General features: G+C 31.1%; 10 protein-coding genes and 1 CRISPR repeat array. Of the genes, 5 read left to right on the forward strand and 5 right to left on the reverse strand.

All coding sequences use genetic code 11. From position 1 onward, the window contains the following. Positions 1–33: 33 nt before the first annotated feature. Entirely contained in the window at positions 34–2,835 is a 2,802-nt protein-coding gene (gene uvrA, locus QHG34_RS00100) for an excinuclease ABC subunit UvrA (protein WP_282628038.1), read from the forward strand. Positions 2,836–3,032: 197 nt separating this feature from the next. On the opposite strand, the gene QHG34_RS00105 is transcribed toward uvrA, so the two are convergent. The 4 genes from QHG34_RS00105 to QHG34_RS00120 are packed head-to-tail and all read right to left on the reverse strand — an operon-like array spanning position 3,033 to position 5,963. Next, positions 3,033–3,758, reverse strand: coding sequence for a hypothetical protein (locus tag QHG34_RS00105; protein WP_282628039.1), 726 nt, complete (start codon positions 3,756–3,758; stop codon positions 3,033–3,035). Continuing rightward, the gene (locus QHG34_RS00110) at positions 3,755–4,564 is read right to left on the reverse strand and encodes a DUF4097 family beta strand repeat-containing protein (protein ID WP_282628040.1); all 810 of its coding nucleotides are present in this window, start codon (positions 4,562–4,564) and stop codon (positions 3,755–3,757) included. The genes QHG34_RS00105 and QHG34_RS00110 overlap by 4 nt, the downstream gene beginning before the upstream one ends. Before the next feature lie 9 nt (positions 4,565–4,573). After that, entirely contained in the window at positions 4,574–5,407 is an 834-nt protein-coding gene (locus tag QHG34_RS00115; protein WP_282628041.1) for a HEAT repeat domain-containing protein, read from the reverse strand. Beyond that, a complete protein-coding gene (locus tag QHG34_RS00120; protein WP_282628042.1) occupies positions 5,400–5,963 on the reverse strand; it encodes an RNA polymerase sigma factor in 564 nt (187 codons plus the stop codon). Before QHG34_RS00120 ends, QHG34_RS00115 begins: the two co-directional genes overlap by 8 nt. A 415-nt stretch (positions 5,964–6,378) precedes the next feature. Between QHG34_RS00120 and cas9 the strand changes: the two genes are divergently transcribed. The 3 genes from cas9 to cas2 are packed head-to-tail and all read left to right on the forward strand — an operon-like array spanning position 6,379 to position 11,896. Continuing rightward, positions 6,379–10,659 carry a type II CRISPR RNA-guided endonuclease Cas9 gene (cas9, locus tag QHG34_RS00125; RefSeq protein ID WP_282628043.1) on the forward strand — a complete coding sequence of 1,427 codons (4,281 nt, stop codon included), beginning with the start codon at positions 6,379–6,381 and terminating at the stop codon, positions 10,657–10,659. 11 nt (positions 10,660–10,670) lie between these two features. Next, entirely contained in the window at positions 10,671–11,561 is an 891-nt protein-coding gene (gene cas1, locus QHG34_RS00130) for a type II CRISPR-associated endonuclease Cas1 (protein WP_282628044.1), read from the forward strand. Then, entirely contained in the window at positions 11,558–11,896 is a 339-nt protein-coding gene (cas2, locus tag QHG34_RS00135; protein WP_282628045.1) for a CRISPR-associated endonuclease Cas2, read from the forward strand. The genes cas1 and cas2 overlap by 4 nt, the downstream gene beginning before the upstream one ends. Before the next feature lie 105 nt (positions 11,897–12,001). Then, positions 12,002–14,657: a CRISPR direct-repeat array (repeat unit 49 nt; unit sequence GTTGTAATTACTTTGATAAATATACCAAAATTTGAAAGGAACTCACAAC). A 67-nt stretch (positions 14,658–14,724) separates the two neighbouring features. On the opposite strand, the gene QHG34_RS00140 is transcribed toward cas2, so the two are convergent. After that, complete coding sequence (locus QHG34_RS00140; RefSeq protein WP_282628046.1) at positions 14,725–15,192, reverse strand: OsmC family protein; 468 nt, start codon at positions 15,190–15,192, stop codon at positions 14,725–14,727. Between the two features lie 114 nt (positions 15,193–15,306). Here QHG34_RS00140 and QHG34_RS00145 point away from each other — a divergent pair, with 114 nt between their 5' ends. Beyond that, on the forward strand, positions 15,307–16,257 hold the full coding sequence (locus QHG34_RS00145) for a M20/M25/M40 family metallo-hydrolase (protein WP_282628047.1): 951 nt from the start codon (positions 15,307–15,309) through the stop codon (positions 16,255–16,257). The last annotated feature ends 44 nt before the right edge of the window (positions 16,258–16,301 follow it).

Below are 16,301 nucleotides of genomic sequence, written 5' to 3' on the forward strand. Positions count from 1 at the left end.
CTATATCTTAAAAAAACTTACCTTTGTTCTCCGATGAAAAAAGATATTAATCAACTTGATCCGAAAGAATTTATTCTGATTAAAGGTGCAAAATTGCACAACTTAAAAAACATTGATTTAGCTATTCCGAAAAATAAATTAGTTGTAATTACCGGAATGTCTGGTTCTGGGAAATCGACTTTGGCTTTTGATACGTTGTATGCAGAAGGGCAGCGACGTTATGTCGAAAGTTTGTCGTCGTATGCACGTCAGTTTTTAGGGAAATTAGATAAGCCGCAAGTTGATTATATCAAAGGAATTGCACCTGCAATTGCGATTCAGCAAAAAGTAAATTCGACCAATCCACGCTCTACAGTTGGGACAACGACCGAAGTTTATGATTATCTAAAGTTGTTATATGCGCGTATCGGGAAAACTTACTCGCCAATAACTGGTGAACTAGTTCAGAAAGACTCGGTGACAGATGCGATAGATTATTTACAAACTTTTGCGGCAGATTCTAAATTTATTTTACAAATTAAATTGATTGTTCCGGAAGAACGTGTTTTTTCTGAACATTTAAATATACTTCAGCAACAGGGGTTTACCCGTTTAAGTGTTGATGGAAATCAAGTAAAAATTGAAGATCTTATTTCATTTAATTTTGAACCTCAACCAGAGAATGATGTCCATTTAATCATTGATCGAATTGCAATTCCATCCGAAGAAGTAGAATCTTTTTATCATCGTTTGGCTGATTCTATCGAGACGGCTTTTTTCGAAGGAAAAGGTGATATTTCACTTGTTAATACCGAAGATAATTCAATCAAATATTTCTCTAATAAATTTGAAGCAGATGGTTTAATTTTTAATGAACCAAATATTCATTTTTTTAGTTTCAATAATCCTTATGGAGCATGCCCAACTTGTGAAGGTTATGGAAAAGTAATCGGAGTTGAAGAAAATCTTGTTGTCCCAAATAAATCACTTTCAGTTTATGAAGATGCGGTTGTAGCTTGGAAAGGAGAGAAAATGGGTGAGTGGAAGGATTATTTTATCAAGCTTTCTCAAAATGTAAATTTTCCAATTCATAAACCTTATTTTGAATTAACTGAAGAACAAAAGGATTATTTGTGGCGAGGTGAAGGTGATTGGGAAGGATTGGATGGTTTTTTCAAGATGGTAGAAGAAAATACCTATAAAATTCAATATCGTGTAATGTTGTCACGTTATCGTGGTAAAACAACTTGTCCGACTTGTAAAGGAAAGCGTTTGCGTAAAGAAACAAATTACGTGAAAATTGCAGATAAATCGATTAATGAGTTGGTGGATTTACCTTTAAATGAGTTAAACGATTTCTTTTCGAATATAAAATTTAACGAATATGATCAGCAAATTGCAGGTCGAATTATTTACGAAATTAATTCTCGATTAACCTTTTTATTAGATGTAGGTTTGGAGTATTTGACTCTAAATCGTGCTTCAAATACACTTTCTGGTGGAGAATCGCAACGTATCAATTTAGCAACTTCGTTAGGAAGTAGTTTGGTTGGTTCTATGTATGTGTTAGATGAGCCTTCGATAGGTTTACATTCACGAGATACAGAGAAATTTATTACTATTTTACATCGTTTACGCGATTTAGGCAATACGGTAATTGTGGTAGAACATGATGAAGATATTATGAAAGCTGCAGATTATATCATTGATATTGGGCCAGAGGCTGGAACAAATGGAGGTGAAGTGGTTTTTGAAGGAACGTATGACGAATTGATGAAAGCCGAAACGTTGACCGCAAAATATCTGAATGGAGAAATGGAAATTGAGGTTCCGAAGAAACGTTTAAAATCGCCTAATTATTTAAAAATTATTGGAGCACGCGAAAATAATCTAAAAAATATAGATGTTAAGTTTCCTTTGAATCAACTAACTGTAATTACAGGAGTTTCAGGATCTGGGAAATCTACTTTGATGAAAGATATTTTAACGCCAGCTATTCAACGAAATTTTGAAATTTTTGGTAATAAAATTGGAGATTTTGATGATTTGGTTGGTGATATTCGACAATTGGAAGGAATTGAGCTTATCGATCAAAATCCGATTGGTAAATCTTCTCGTTCTAATCCTGTGACGTATGTAAAAGCTTACGATGATATCCGAAATTTATTTGCCAATCAAAAAGCAAGTAAAGTGATGGGATTTCAGCCCAAACATTTTTCGTTTAATGTTGATGGCGGACGTTGTGATACATGTAAAGGAGAAGGAACAATTACAATCGAAATGCAATTTATGGCTGATGTAGATTTGGTTTGTGAAGATTGTCATGGAGAGCGTTTTAAGAAAGAAATCTTAGAAGTTAAGTTCGAAGGAAAATCGATTTCAGATATTTTAAATCTTACGATTGACAATGCAATTGACTTTTTTGCAACACATAATCAAACTAAAATTGTAGAGAAATTAAAGCCTTTGCAAGACGTAGGTTTAGGTTATGTTAAATTAGGACAATCATCAAATACACTTTCTGGAGGAGAAGCTCAACGTATCAAATTAGCGTTTTTCTTGACAAAAGGAGAAACGAAGAACAAAACTCTGTTTATTTTTGATGAACCTTCCACTGGATTGCATTTTCACGATATTCAGAAGCTGATAAAAGCTTTACGCGCTTTGATTGATTTGGGACATTCGGTTTTTGTGATTGAGCACAATATGGATATCATAAAAGTTGCAGACTGGGTAATTGATCTTGGTCCGGAAGGAGGAAAGAAAGGAGGTTATTTGGTTGCAGAAGGAACTCCAGAAGATATTGTAAAAGTAAAAGAATCTTACACAGGAAAATTCTTGAAAGAAAAATTATAAAATGAAAGTCGTTCTTCGGAGCGACTTTTTTTGTGAATATTAAAACCAAAAAAGCTTTTCTGAAAAAGAAAAGCTTTTAAAAATGTTATAAAAAATGTAAAACATTGGCTAATCTACATGTAAAATGATATGTAAATAAGGTGTGCTTTATGTAAAAATTAAAGTTGAATGAACGAGAAACTCGTTCGCGAGGAGTATTATTTTCTCAAGTAAACGTTTCCGTATTTAGAAGAAAATTCTTGGCGAGGTTCTTTTCCAATATAAGCTGTAATAGCAGTGTGGAAATCCTCTGATTTAGTAGGTTTTACAGGTAAATCTAAATTTGTAAAAATCTTTCCATAAAAACATTCAGCATTTAGTTCGCCAATTTTTTTCTGATCTACAGTAGCGTCAACGCTTCCGTAAGTAGATTTAGCGATTAATGGACCATCAAATGTATTTACTTCAACAGTTCCGTAAGTAGATTCAATTTGTGTTTTTGTGTTACGTGGAACTTTGATTTCTAAAACAATATCGATCTGAACTCCAATGCTTGTTATATCAAACTTTGTTTTGTTTACCTTCTCATATTCTTGAAATTCTTTTTTAGATTTGAAAGTTATTTTATCATCACCCTTGTAAGCAACAACATGCTGAGGTAAATCTTTGTAATTGTTAACTTTTCCTTCAATCAGTTTTGTATTACCAGCTAAAGTTTGTTCGCTGATAACGAAATCTCCATTATTTTGATTATTATTAATATCTACTTTTCCAGAAATTTCAATTTCATTTTTATCCCAAGTTGTAATTTTTACAAGTTGCGGATAATCAAACTTTAAGGTTAATTCTTGTCCTTTTTGTGCTTGAAATTTTTTCTGTATTGATGTTTGAGCGAATAGACTCGCAGCAAACATTCCTATTACTAAAGTTAATGTTGTTCTCATAAAGCTCTTAAATATATTTTACCATAATCTGATCTAAAATTAAAATTGCTTCCACCACCATTCATTGTCGCAGTTAATTGATCGTTATATTTTATCATATCCGAGTTGGTTTGCATCTTAATTGGTAATTCTGGTGCAACTAAGATATCTCCATACGAAGTTGTTACTTTTATATTCGCATTTGCTTTTTTAGGAATTGTAACATCAACTGCTCCATAAATAGAAACTACAGAAAGAGGACCTTTTACATTTTGGTTGAAACGTGCATCAATACTTCCGTAAATACTGTTGATTGTCGCAGGACCAGAAATGTTTTCTAATACCAAATTATTGTAAGTTGCAGAAGCTTCCAACTCATTTTCGATATTTTTGAAATTGACTGAACCTCCAAACTGAGATTGATGTTCGTAAACAATTTTCACTCCACGAGGAACTAAAATTTTAATATTTGGAGGATTGATACGGCTTAATTGCTTAACGTCAATAACACCATTTTGTTCTTCAACATTAATTCCTAAACCAGTATTGTCAGCTAATCCCATTGCATTTATTGCACGTAATCCCTTTGCGCGTTCGTCTGTATTTTCTTTAGTTTTCTTAGCAGAGAATACAATTTCTTTACCATCGTAACCTTCTATAGTTACTCTACCCAAATCAATGTGCAATTTACCTTTGTTAACAGCTAATTTGTATGTTCCGTTATCATCAACAGTTGTTGTTTCTGTAGACTTAACAGACTTTTCTTGTGCTTGCAACGACATTGCTAATAACATTGTTGCGATAAACATTGTTTTCTTTATCATCATAAAAAGTATTTATTGTGAAACATTATTTTTTAATAAAACTGCGTAGGCTTCATCTTTTACAAACGGCATTGTTTGTGGGTCTAAAACCATTTCTTGTAATTTCTTTGTTAGTTGTGGAACAGTCTTGTTATTATCCATTTTGCCTATAATTCCGATCAATTCCATTTGAACCATAGGATCATCTTGCTGAAGAAAAACGTTTGTTAATTCTTCCGAAACTGTTGATTTTGGTGTCTTTTTAGCTAAAACTTCAATCGCATTTAATCGTACAATGGTATTATTGTCATTCAAAGCTTTTTGTTTTAATGCATCTAAGTCATTTCTGTTCAAAGCTTCGTATTCACCAAGTTTTGCAATAGCATCAATACGATTACTTGTAGATTGTTCATCATTCAGCGCTAATAAAACATCCTCTTTTACATTGTCTGTAATTATTTGATTAGTATTTAAATCGTTTTGTTTAGAGTTTTTAGATTCTTTAATTCTCGAAGCAACAATTGTTTCATTATTTTTAAATTCTTCGCTAGATTTTTCAAAAATAACAGGATTCTCCTTAATAGCTTCTGGTTTTACTTGAACTGATTTTTTTACAATTTCTTGTTGATTCACATTTAGATTTTGATCTGAATGTTGATTAAGGACAAAATATAAACCAGCACTTACAACAACCAAGGCACTCGCTGCAATAGACCAATAAGTTGTGATTGATCTTTTCGGAGTTTCAAGTACTTTGGTTTGTTGCGGAATATTAGCTTGTATTTTTTTCCACAATTCTGCCGAAGGCTCTTTATTTTCAAAAGCTTCTCGGTTGTTATCAATATATTTTTTTAATGGATCATTCATAATACATGGTTTGTTGTAAAATTTGAGCAATTTTTTGTTTTGCACGATGATATTTGCTCCTCACCGTTGTGTTACTTATTCCAAGCATATTAGCTATCTCTTCTTGCGGAATATTTTCGAAAAGAAATAAATTGACAATTGTTCTTGCATCAGCTGGTAAATTTTCAATAGCCTTTTGTATTTCGATTATTTTATCTTCTAATTCGTACTTCTCAATTAATAATTCTTCTCCATCATCTATTATTGATGCATTTTCTATATCGGTAAAATAAACTTTCTTTTTCCTTAAATGAGAAATTGATTTATTGATTGCTACACGCTTCAACCAAGCACCAAGTTGCTCAATATCTTGTAATTTTTGAATATCAGAAAAAATAGAAACAAAAATATCTTGTGTTAAATCTTCTGCTTCAGAAAGATCTACAACCAAACGATAGACCGAATTAAAAACCAATTTAGAATATCGATGATAAAATTGAGCATAACCCGTCTCAGCACCTTTTGCACAAAGGCTGACCAATTCTTTATCACTAAGAGAGTTAATTTCTGTTTTCAAGATTCTCAATGTTTCTGTTGTTTCTATAGAATAGACGCATTAAGTTATGCGATGTTGCACAAATATTTTACTAAATTTTAAATTATTTAGTAAATCTATTGATTGTCAGTGTTTTGAAGTATTGTTTTATTGAGGGATAAATGACATATAGACACAAAAAAGCCCCGAAGATAGTCGAGGCGCTAAAAAGTATTAATTATATAGTTTATTTTTTTGTATTCAAAAATCATTCAACAAAACGTTAGAATACAAAAAAAGGCGAGTTGCCCCACCTTGAATGTTCACACAACGGAATGATCCTTATTGTGAGTTCCTTTCAATACAAATATAGAGATAAAATATTTATATATGATTACGTGAAACCGTAATTGCGCAAATTATTTTTGATGTAATTTAATGCACAAAAGAAAATCATATGACTAAAAATATACTTGGATTGGATTTGGGAACCAACTCGATTGGTTGGGCTTTTGTTAAAGAAGGTCAAGATAATACAGAGCAAACTTCTATTGAAAAAATTGGTGTTCGAGTAAATCCTCTTACAACCGATGAACAAACTAATTTTGAAAAAGGTAAGCCTATTACAACTAATGCTGGTCGTACTTTATCTCGTTCGGCTCGACGAAATTTACAACGTTTTAAATTACGTCGTGAAAATTTAATTCAAATTCTGAAAGCTCAAAATTGGATTTCGGATGAAACTATTTTAGCTGAAAATGGTAATAAAACGACTTTTGAAACTTTTAGATTACGAGCTTTAGCCGCAGAACAACAGTTAGAATTACATGATTTAGCACGAGTGTTATTAATGATTAATAAAAAGCGAGGTTATAAAAGTTCACGTAAAGTGAATAATTCTGAAGAAGGATCTTTGATTGACGGAATGGATATTGCGAAAAAGCTATATCATGAAAACTTGACTCCTGGTCAATTTGTTTTGGATTTATTAAAATTTGGAAAAAAGAAAGTTCCTGATTTTTATCGATCGGATTTACAAGCAGAATTTGATAAAATATGGAGTTTTCAAAAGCAGTTTTATCCCGAAATTTTGACTGATGAATTTAGAGAAACTATAAAAAATAAAGGTCAAAAAGTTACTTCTCAAATTTTTTATACAACTTATAAATTCAATACTGCAGAAAATAAAGGAACGAGAGATGAAAAAAAGTTGCAAAATTATAAATGGCGTAATGAAGCGTTATCTAAACAATTAGAGAAAGAAGAAGTTGCTTATATTTTAGCTGATATTAATGGTCAAACTTATAATTCTTCTGGTTATTTGGGCGCAATTTCTGATCGAAGTAAAGAATTGTATTTCAATAACCAAACGGTTGGACAATATCAATATACTCAATTACAAAGTAATCCACATGCACGATTAAAAAATCAAGTGTTTTATCGTCAAGATTATATGGATGAGTTTGAAAAGATTTGGGAAGTTCAAGCCAAGGGTCGTGAAGCTGTTTTTACAGATGCTTTAAAAGAAGAACTTCGTTATGTTATTATTTTTTACCAACGAAAACTAAAATCTCAAAAAGGTTTGATTTCAATCTGTGAGTTTGAACAAAGAGAAATTGTAAAAGATGGTAAAAAGAAAACCGTTGGTTTACGTGTTGTTCCAAAATCTTCACCTTTATTTCAAGAATTCAAAATTTGGCAAATTCTTCATAATGTCAAGCTGAAAAATAAAGCGACAAAAGAAGTTTTAGCTTTAAATCAAGAAGACAAGCAGTTTTTATTCGATGAATTAAATCTTAAAGGAAACTTAACGGCTACAGAAGTTTTAAAATTAATAGTTGATAAACCTAAAGATTGGGAAATTAATTATACGAGTTTAGAAGGAAATAGCACTAGTCAAGCACTTTATAATGCTTATTTAACTATTCTTGATAACGAAGGTTACGATGTTCGCGAAGAGTTAAAACTAAAATTAAATAAAGACGAAATTACGTTAGCCGATATTGATAAATCGGCTGCTGAAATCAAAGAAATGGTTCGTGCAATTTTCAATCATTTGGAAATTAAGACTGAAATTTTGGATTTCAATGCAGAGTTAGAAGGAAAAGCTTTTGAAGAACAATTATCTTTTCAGTTGTGGCATCTGTTGTACGCGTATGAAGAGGATAATTCGCCAACTGGAATGGATACTTTGTATCGATTGTTAGAAGAAAAATTTGGTTTTAATAAAGAGCAAGCAAAAGTAATTGGTGCAGTTGCTTTTCAAGATAATTATGGAAGCTTGAGTAGTAAAGCGATTCGTATAATATATCCATTTATAAAAGAGAATGAATATTCTACTGCTTGTGATTTGGCTGGGTATCGACATTCCAAAAACTCATTAACCAAAGAAGAATTAGAAAACCGAGAATTAAAATCACGTTTAGATAGCTTACCTAAAAATAGCTTACGTAATCCTGTGGTTGAAAAAATTCTAAATCAGATGGTAAACGTGGTAAATACCTTAATTGATACAGAAAATGATAAATTAGAGAAAGCAGGAAAAGAAAGAAATTTTCAATTTGACGAAATCCGTATTGAGTTAGCTCGTGAACTAAAAAAGAATGCTAAAGAACGTGGAGAGCTAACAAAAGCTGTTAATCAAGGTAAATTAGAACACGAGAAAATCGTTAAAATTCTTCAATCAGAAGATGGAATCAAGTTTCCTACTCGTAATGATATTATCCGTTATAAATTATACCAAGAACTAAAAAATAATGGTTACAAAGATTTGTACACCAATCAATATATAGAGCGTAAGGATATTTTCACTAAGAAATACGATATTGAGCATATTATTCCTCAATCTCGTTTGTTTGATGATAGTTTTTCGAATAAAACATTAGTTCCTCGTCAAATCAATTTAGATAAAGGTAACAAAACTGCCGCTGATTACATTTTTGATGCATTTGGACAAGATAAATTAAATGAATTTTTGCAACGTGTAGAAGCTTTGTTTAACCAAAAAGAAGAAGGAATTTCTAAAGCCAAATACAAAAAACTAACAATGAAGGGAGCTGAAATTGGCGAAGGTTTTATTGAGCGTGATTTGCGAGACTCTCAATACATTGCTAAGAAAGCCAAGGAAATCTTGTTTCAAATTACCAAATCAGTACTTTCTACTTCGGGCTCGGTAACGGATCGTTTGCGAGAAGATTGGGATTTGGTAAATGTAATGAAAGAGCTAAATTTAGAGAAATATCGTTTGGCAGGATTGACAGAAATGCAAACAACCAAAGATGGAAACCCGAAAGAAGTAATCAAAGATTGGACAAAACGTAACGACCATCGTCATCATGCGATGGATGCTTTAACAGTTGCGTTTACAAAGCGTAGTTTTATTCAATATTTAAACAATCTTAATGCGCGTCGAAATGATGAATATGACAGTATTTCTAATGCTAAAGAAAGAAAATCAATCGATACGAATAACCTAAAAATTTCGAGTAAAGATGCTTTAGGAATTGAAGAAAAAGAAACGCATAAAGTGCACGACAAAAAAGGAAATTATAAACGTGTATTTAATGAGCCAATTCCAAATTTCAGAGAAATTGCAAAGCAACATTTGGAAGGTGTTTTGGTTTCTCATAAAGCGAAGAATAAAGTTGTCACTAGAAATATTAATAAAATAAAAGGAAGCGATAAAGTTCAGATTGCTTTAACACCTCGTGGGCAAATGCATAAAGAAACCGTTTACGGAAAAATTAAACAATATGCATTTAAAGAAGAGAAAGTTTCGGCAAAATTTGATGAATCGACTATCGCTATGGTTTCGAATCCTCAATACCGAGCACTTTTATTGCAACGCTTAATTGAAAATAACAATGATCCTAAAAAAGCTTTTACGGGTAAAAATACTTTAGCTAAAAATCCAATTTTATTAAAAGATGGAAGTGAATTACCTGAAAAAGTAAAATTGATGTGGTTAGATGATGATTATACAATTCGTAAAGATGTTGGACCAGATTTAAAAATTGATAAAGTTATTGACGAAGGTGTAAAACGAATTTTACAAACTCGTTTAGATAAATTTAATGGAGATGCAAAAAAGGCGTTTTCAGATTTGGAACAAAATCCAATTTGGTTAAACGAAGATAAAGGAATTGCGATAAAACGAGTTACTATTTCTGGAGTTAAAAATGCAGAACCTTTACATACAAAAAAAGATCATTTGGGAAACGATGTTTTAGATGACAATGGAAATAAAATTCCAGTTGACTTTGTAAGCACCGGAAATAATCATCACGTAGCAATTTACGAAGATGAGAAAGGGAACTTACAAGATAAAGTGGTTTCTTTTTATGAAGCCGTAGCTCGAGTAAATGCTGGTTTATCTATCGTGGATAAAATTCACAACGCTCATTTAGGTTGGAAATTTCTATTTACGATGAAACAAAATGAAATGTTCGTCTTTTCATCTGAAGCTTTCGACCCTAATGAGCTTGATTTGTTAGATAGAAAAAATCAAGCTTTAATAAGTAAACATTTGTTTCGAGTACAAAAGTTTTCAAAAGTGGAATATGGCAACTCTGCTGTGAGAGATTATGTTTTTAGACATCACTTAGAAAGTGCTATTTCAGATGTAAAAGAGTTGCGTGATAAAACGTACAAAGTTTTTAAAAGCTTAGGAGAATTTAAAGGTTTAATTAAAGTTCGAACGAATCATTTGGGAGAAATTATTCATATAGGCGAATATTAAAATGTAAACATATGCTAAAACGTACCATTTACATTGGCAATCCATCTTATTTGAAATTGAAAGACAATCAATTGAAAATAGAAGATGCTACAACCAAAGAAATCAAAGGCTCTGTACCGATTGAAGATTTAGGTTTTTTGGTATTAGATCATTATCAAATCACCATTAGTCATCAATTGATTGTGATGTTGCAGCAAAATAATGTAGCGATTATTAGTTGCGACGAAAGTCATATGCCTTTGGGATTAATGTTGCCAATGAATGGACACGTGGAGCATAGCGAGCGATTAAAGCATCAAATTAATGTTTCGGAACCTTTGCGCAAACAGTTATGGAAACAAACGATAGAAGCTAAGATTTATCAACAGAAAACATTGTTGAGTAAGTTTGGATTTGTAGAAGAGCCCATGCAAAATTATTTGACAAATGTAAAATCTGGAGATTCTACGAATATGGAAGGAATTGCGGCTCAATATTATTGGAAACAATTATTTGAGAATTTTACCCGCGAAAGAGATGGTGATGCTCCTAATAATTTTTTGAATTTTGGTTATGCAATTCTTAGAAGTATGGTTGCAAGAGCATTAGTGAGTTCTGGTTTGAATCCAACTATCGGAATTTTTCATCGCAATAAATATAATCCATATTGTTTGGCTGATGATATAATGGAGCCATACAGACCATATGTGGATGAATTGGTTTTGGAATGGATGAATAAACCTTTTCGACCAACCGAAATGAGTAAAGAAGCAAAAGTTCATTTATTGCAAATTGCAACAAAAGATGTAGTGATTGATGGTTTGAAAAGACCTTTGTTAGTAGCAATTAGCTCTACAACAAGTTCTTTGTATAAGTGCATGATAGGGGAGCAGCGTGTGATTCGTTTTCCTGAAATGATATGAGTTTTAGTCGGTATAATGCTTATCGTATTATGTGGGTTTTAGTTTTGTTTGATTTACCAACGGAAACAAAAAAGCAAAGAAGTCAAGCTTCTCGTTTTAGAAAAGAATTGATAGATGACGGATTTACGATGTTTCAGTTTTCTATTTATTTGAGACATTGTCCGAGTAAAGAAAATGCCGAAGTTCATATAAAACGTGTAAAATCTAAATTACCCGAATTTGGAAAAGTTGGAATTATTTGTATTACAGATAAACAATTTGGGCAAATGGAAATATTTTTCTCCAAAAAAGAAACCGATTTGCCAACTGGACCACAACAATTAGAACTGTTTTAGAAATTAAAAAATCCGATTGAAAATTTATTTTCAATCGGATTTTACATTTTTTCTCATTTCTAAATTTCTTCTCAAAACCTTTCTGATAAAGGATTTCAAAATGAGGTTGTAATTACTTTGATAAATATACCAAAATTTGAAAGGAACTCACAACTACCCCTTATACCTTTAAAAAAAAGAGGTTGTTGTAATTACTTTGATAAATATACCAAAATTTGAAAGGAACTCACAACATCCTGTTATCATTAAAGACGCTATCCATAGTTGTAATTACTTTGATAAATATACCAAAATTTGAAAGGAACTCACAACTATAGTGTTACTGGTGGCTTTGTGAATTTTGTTGTAATTACTTTGATAAATATACCAAAATTTGAAAGGAACTCACAACTATTAAACAGGTTTATAAGTTTGTTGCAATGTTGTAATTACTTTGATAAATATACCAAAATTTGAAAGGAACTCACAACTACAATTAGATGATACAATTACTACAGCTGGTTGTAATTACTTTGATAAATATACCAAAATTTGAAAGGAACTCACAACTATTGGCTTTTATGCTTATTTTCAAGGTAAGTTGTAATTACTTTGATAAATATACCAAAATTTGAAAGGAACTCACAACACAGAGAGACAAGTAATAGAGATACGACAAGTTGTAATTACTTTGATAAATATACCAAAATTTGAAAGGAACTCACAACTTAGCTCCTTCAGTTAGTTTTTCCATAAACGTTGTAATTACTTTGATAAATATACCAAAATTTGAAAGGAACTCACAACAAACAAATTAGAGAGAAGTTATGAGAAATGGTTGTAATTACTTTGATAAATATACCAAAATTTGAAAGGAACTCACAACAGACCGATAATTGAACATGGTAAAGGGTGCGTTGTAATTACTTTGATAAATATACCAAAATTTGAAAGGAACTCACAACAATGAATGAAGATGTAGTTAGATTTCAATTGTTGTAATTACTTTGATAAATATACCAAAATTTGAAAGGAACTCACAACACAGAGTTGATTATGAAAACATAGTAATCGGTTGTAATTACTTTGATAAATATACCAAAATTTGAAAGGAACTCACAACGAGACTACGATTGTCGTGTTGAAATCTGTTGTTGTAATTACTTTGATAAATATACCAAAATTTGAAAGGAACTCACAACAATGATGTTAAATCATTATATAAATAGTCAGTTGTAATTACTTTGATAAATATACCAAAATTTGAAAGGAACTCACAACAGACAAAGAAACGTCTAAAAATTCAGAACCGTTGTAATTACTTTGATAAATATACCAAAATTTGAAAGGAACTCACAACTTATTGTAATCATTTTTATCTTTTTCAATTGTTGTAATTACTTTGATAAATATACCAAAATTTGAAAGGAACTCACAACTCAAGTAAAACACTTTTTGAGTTAGTTGTGGTTGTAATTACTTTGATAAATATACCAAAATTTGAAAGGAACTCACAACAGTATTTAAAGTATCGTTGAATGTATTTTGGTTGTAATTACTTTGATAAATATACCAAAATTTGAAAGGAACTCACAACTACGACATTCAAATTGGGGGTCGAAATTTAGTTGTAATTACTTTGATAAATATACCAAAATTTGAAAGGAACTCACAACATCGGTTTCAAATCATTTTTTACAGCTTGTGTTGTAATTACTTTGATAAATATACCAAAATTTGAAAGGAACTCACAACAATGTTCTATTTGTACATTCTTCTGAATAAGTTGTAATTACTTTGATAAATATACCAAAATTTGAAAGGAACTCACAACTCGCATTCAATGGAGGATTTACGACCAAAAGTTGTAATTACTTTGATAAATATACCAAAATTTGAAAGGAACTCACAACAAACCGATTTCTTTTTATCCCGCGTCTTTGGTTGTAATTACTTTGATAAATATACCAAAATTTGAAAGGAACTCACAACCTTCAAAAATATCAATAGCCAACCCAATAAGTTGTAATTACTTTGATAAATATACCAAAATTTGAAAGGAACTCACAACAAAGTCAGTGGTTCGAGTCCATTCGTCTGCGTTGTAATTACTTTGATAAATATACCAAAATTTGAAAGGAACTCACAACGGTGTAAATAACGTCTTGCCTCTTAATATGGTTGTAATTACTTTGATAAATATACCAAAATTTGAAAGGAACTCACAACTATGAGAATAATACACTTTTAATGTCTTGTGTTGTAATTACTTTGATAAATATACCAAAATTTGAAAGGAACTCACAACTACACGTTATAACATTGTTACAGGTGGTCGGTTGTAATTACTTTGATAAATATACCAAAATTTGAAAGGAACTCACAACTGATGATCCCAACTTAGTTAATGTTCTTGAGTTGTAATTACTTTGATAAATATACCAAAATTTGAAAGGAACTCACAACACCGAAAAGCCTCAATGCAATCATAAATGGGTTGTAATTACTTTGATAAATATACCAAAATTTGAAAGGAACTCACAACACATCGTAACGGATATCGTCTGCCAAAGCTGTTGTAATTACTTTGATAAATATACCAAAATTTGAAAGGAACTCACAACCGTAAACCGCTAATCTTTGTGGTCAATAATGTTGTAATTACTTTGATAAATATACCAAAATTTGAAAGGAACTCACAACAATTGAATTGCGATTCCGATTCCGCTACAAGTTGTAATTACTTTGATAAATATACCAAAATTTGAAAGGAACTCACAACATTGAAGATACAACTAATCAAGAAAAGAAAGTTGTAATTACTTTGATAAATATACCAATAGCCCTTACTATATCACAAAACAAACTCCATTATGTTCAATACCAAAATTGCATGAGTTAGCAATAAAACACAATCTATTGGCTTCTTTATGCAATGAGTTGGCTAAATCAATTTGATTAGAATCTGTGATATAAACGATTGGATTCAAAATTACTTTCGTTATTCTACCACTTCCATCACTATTTACTTCTAAAAAAGCCTCTGACTCGTCTGAATATGATACAACTTCAATATTATTCTGAGCGCAACAATACAAATAAGACATCATATGACAAGAGGTTAAACTACTCAGCAAAAGATCTTCAGGATTATATAGTTTCGGATCGCCTTTAAATGCTTTTGCAGCAGAAACCTCCAAAGTAGGTTTGTCTTTTATATAAATTAAATGAGATTTTATATATGTTCGTTGACCTGAATTTTCTGTTTTAATTGGTGACTTCCAGTCTAACTCTACTTTAAATTGATGTGTATTCATATATTTATAATTCTTAATGAAGGAGAATATTCAAAAATAGTTCATTCAATCTAAATGATATAATTAGTTTTTATATTAAGTCTTTCCTATTTTTGTTTGTATAAATTTTTTTCAATGAAATATCTTATTGCGATTCTTATAATTTCATCTTGTGTAAAGTCTTTTGCGCAAGAAATTGAAGTCAAAAATCTTAAAAAACACGTTTATTTTTTAGCTGATGACAAAATGAAAGGAAGAGGAACTGGAAGCGAAGAAAATTTGAAAGCTGCAAAATATATTGCGAAAGAATTTAAAAAATATAAACTTCAACCTTTAGGAGAAGATGGATATTTTCAAGGATTTGAGGCGAAAGTAAATAAAGTAAAAGTTGTAGATAGTATTCGTTCTGCGAAAAATGTGATTGCTTTTTTAGATAACAAAGCGCAAAAAACGATTGTGATTGGTGCACATTACGATCATTTGGGAGAGGGAAAGCAAGGGAGTTCTTTGGCGAAAGATAGTTACGGAATGATTCACAATGGCGCTGATGATAATGCTTCTGGCGTTGCTGGTTTGTTAGAATTGGCGAGATTTTACAGTAAAAATAAAGTAACAGAACCTGTTAATTTTTTATTTATTGCTTTTGGTGCAGAGGAGTTAGGTTTGGTTGGTTCACGTTATTTTGTGAAACATTCAACGTATGATTTATCGAAAATACATTGGATGTTGAACATGGATATGATTGGTCGTTTGAACAAAGAATCTGGTGTTTCAATTATAGGTTATGGAACTTCTCCAACTTTTGAAACGATTTTTAATGAAATTAATCCGACTGATTTTGTCAAATTTTATACAGGTTACGAAGGTAGAGGCGGCTCGGATCAAACTTCATTTTATGAGAAAGATATTCCAGTTTTATTTTTCCATACAGGCGGCCACGACGATTATCACAAACCAACAGATGATGCAGATAAAGTAAATTATGAATCATTGAAAGGAATTCTTAATCTCGAAAAAGCTGTGATTGAGGGAAGTTTCAAAATTGAAACAATGCCGTTTAGAAGCACAGATAAAACTGAAAAATAATTGATAAAAATCTAAAATTATTTTTTTTCAATCCGTATTTTTGC

Origin of the sequence: Empedobacter sedimenti, from assembly GCF_030005555.1 — a bacterium.
Lineage (GTDB): Bacteria > Bacteroidota > Bacteroidia > Flavobacteriales > Weeksellaceae > Empedobacter > Empedobacter sedimenti.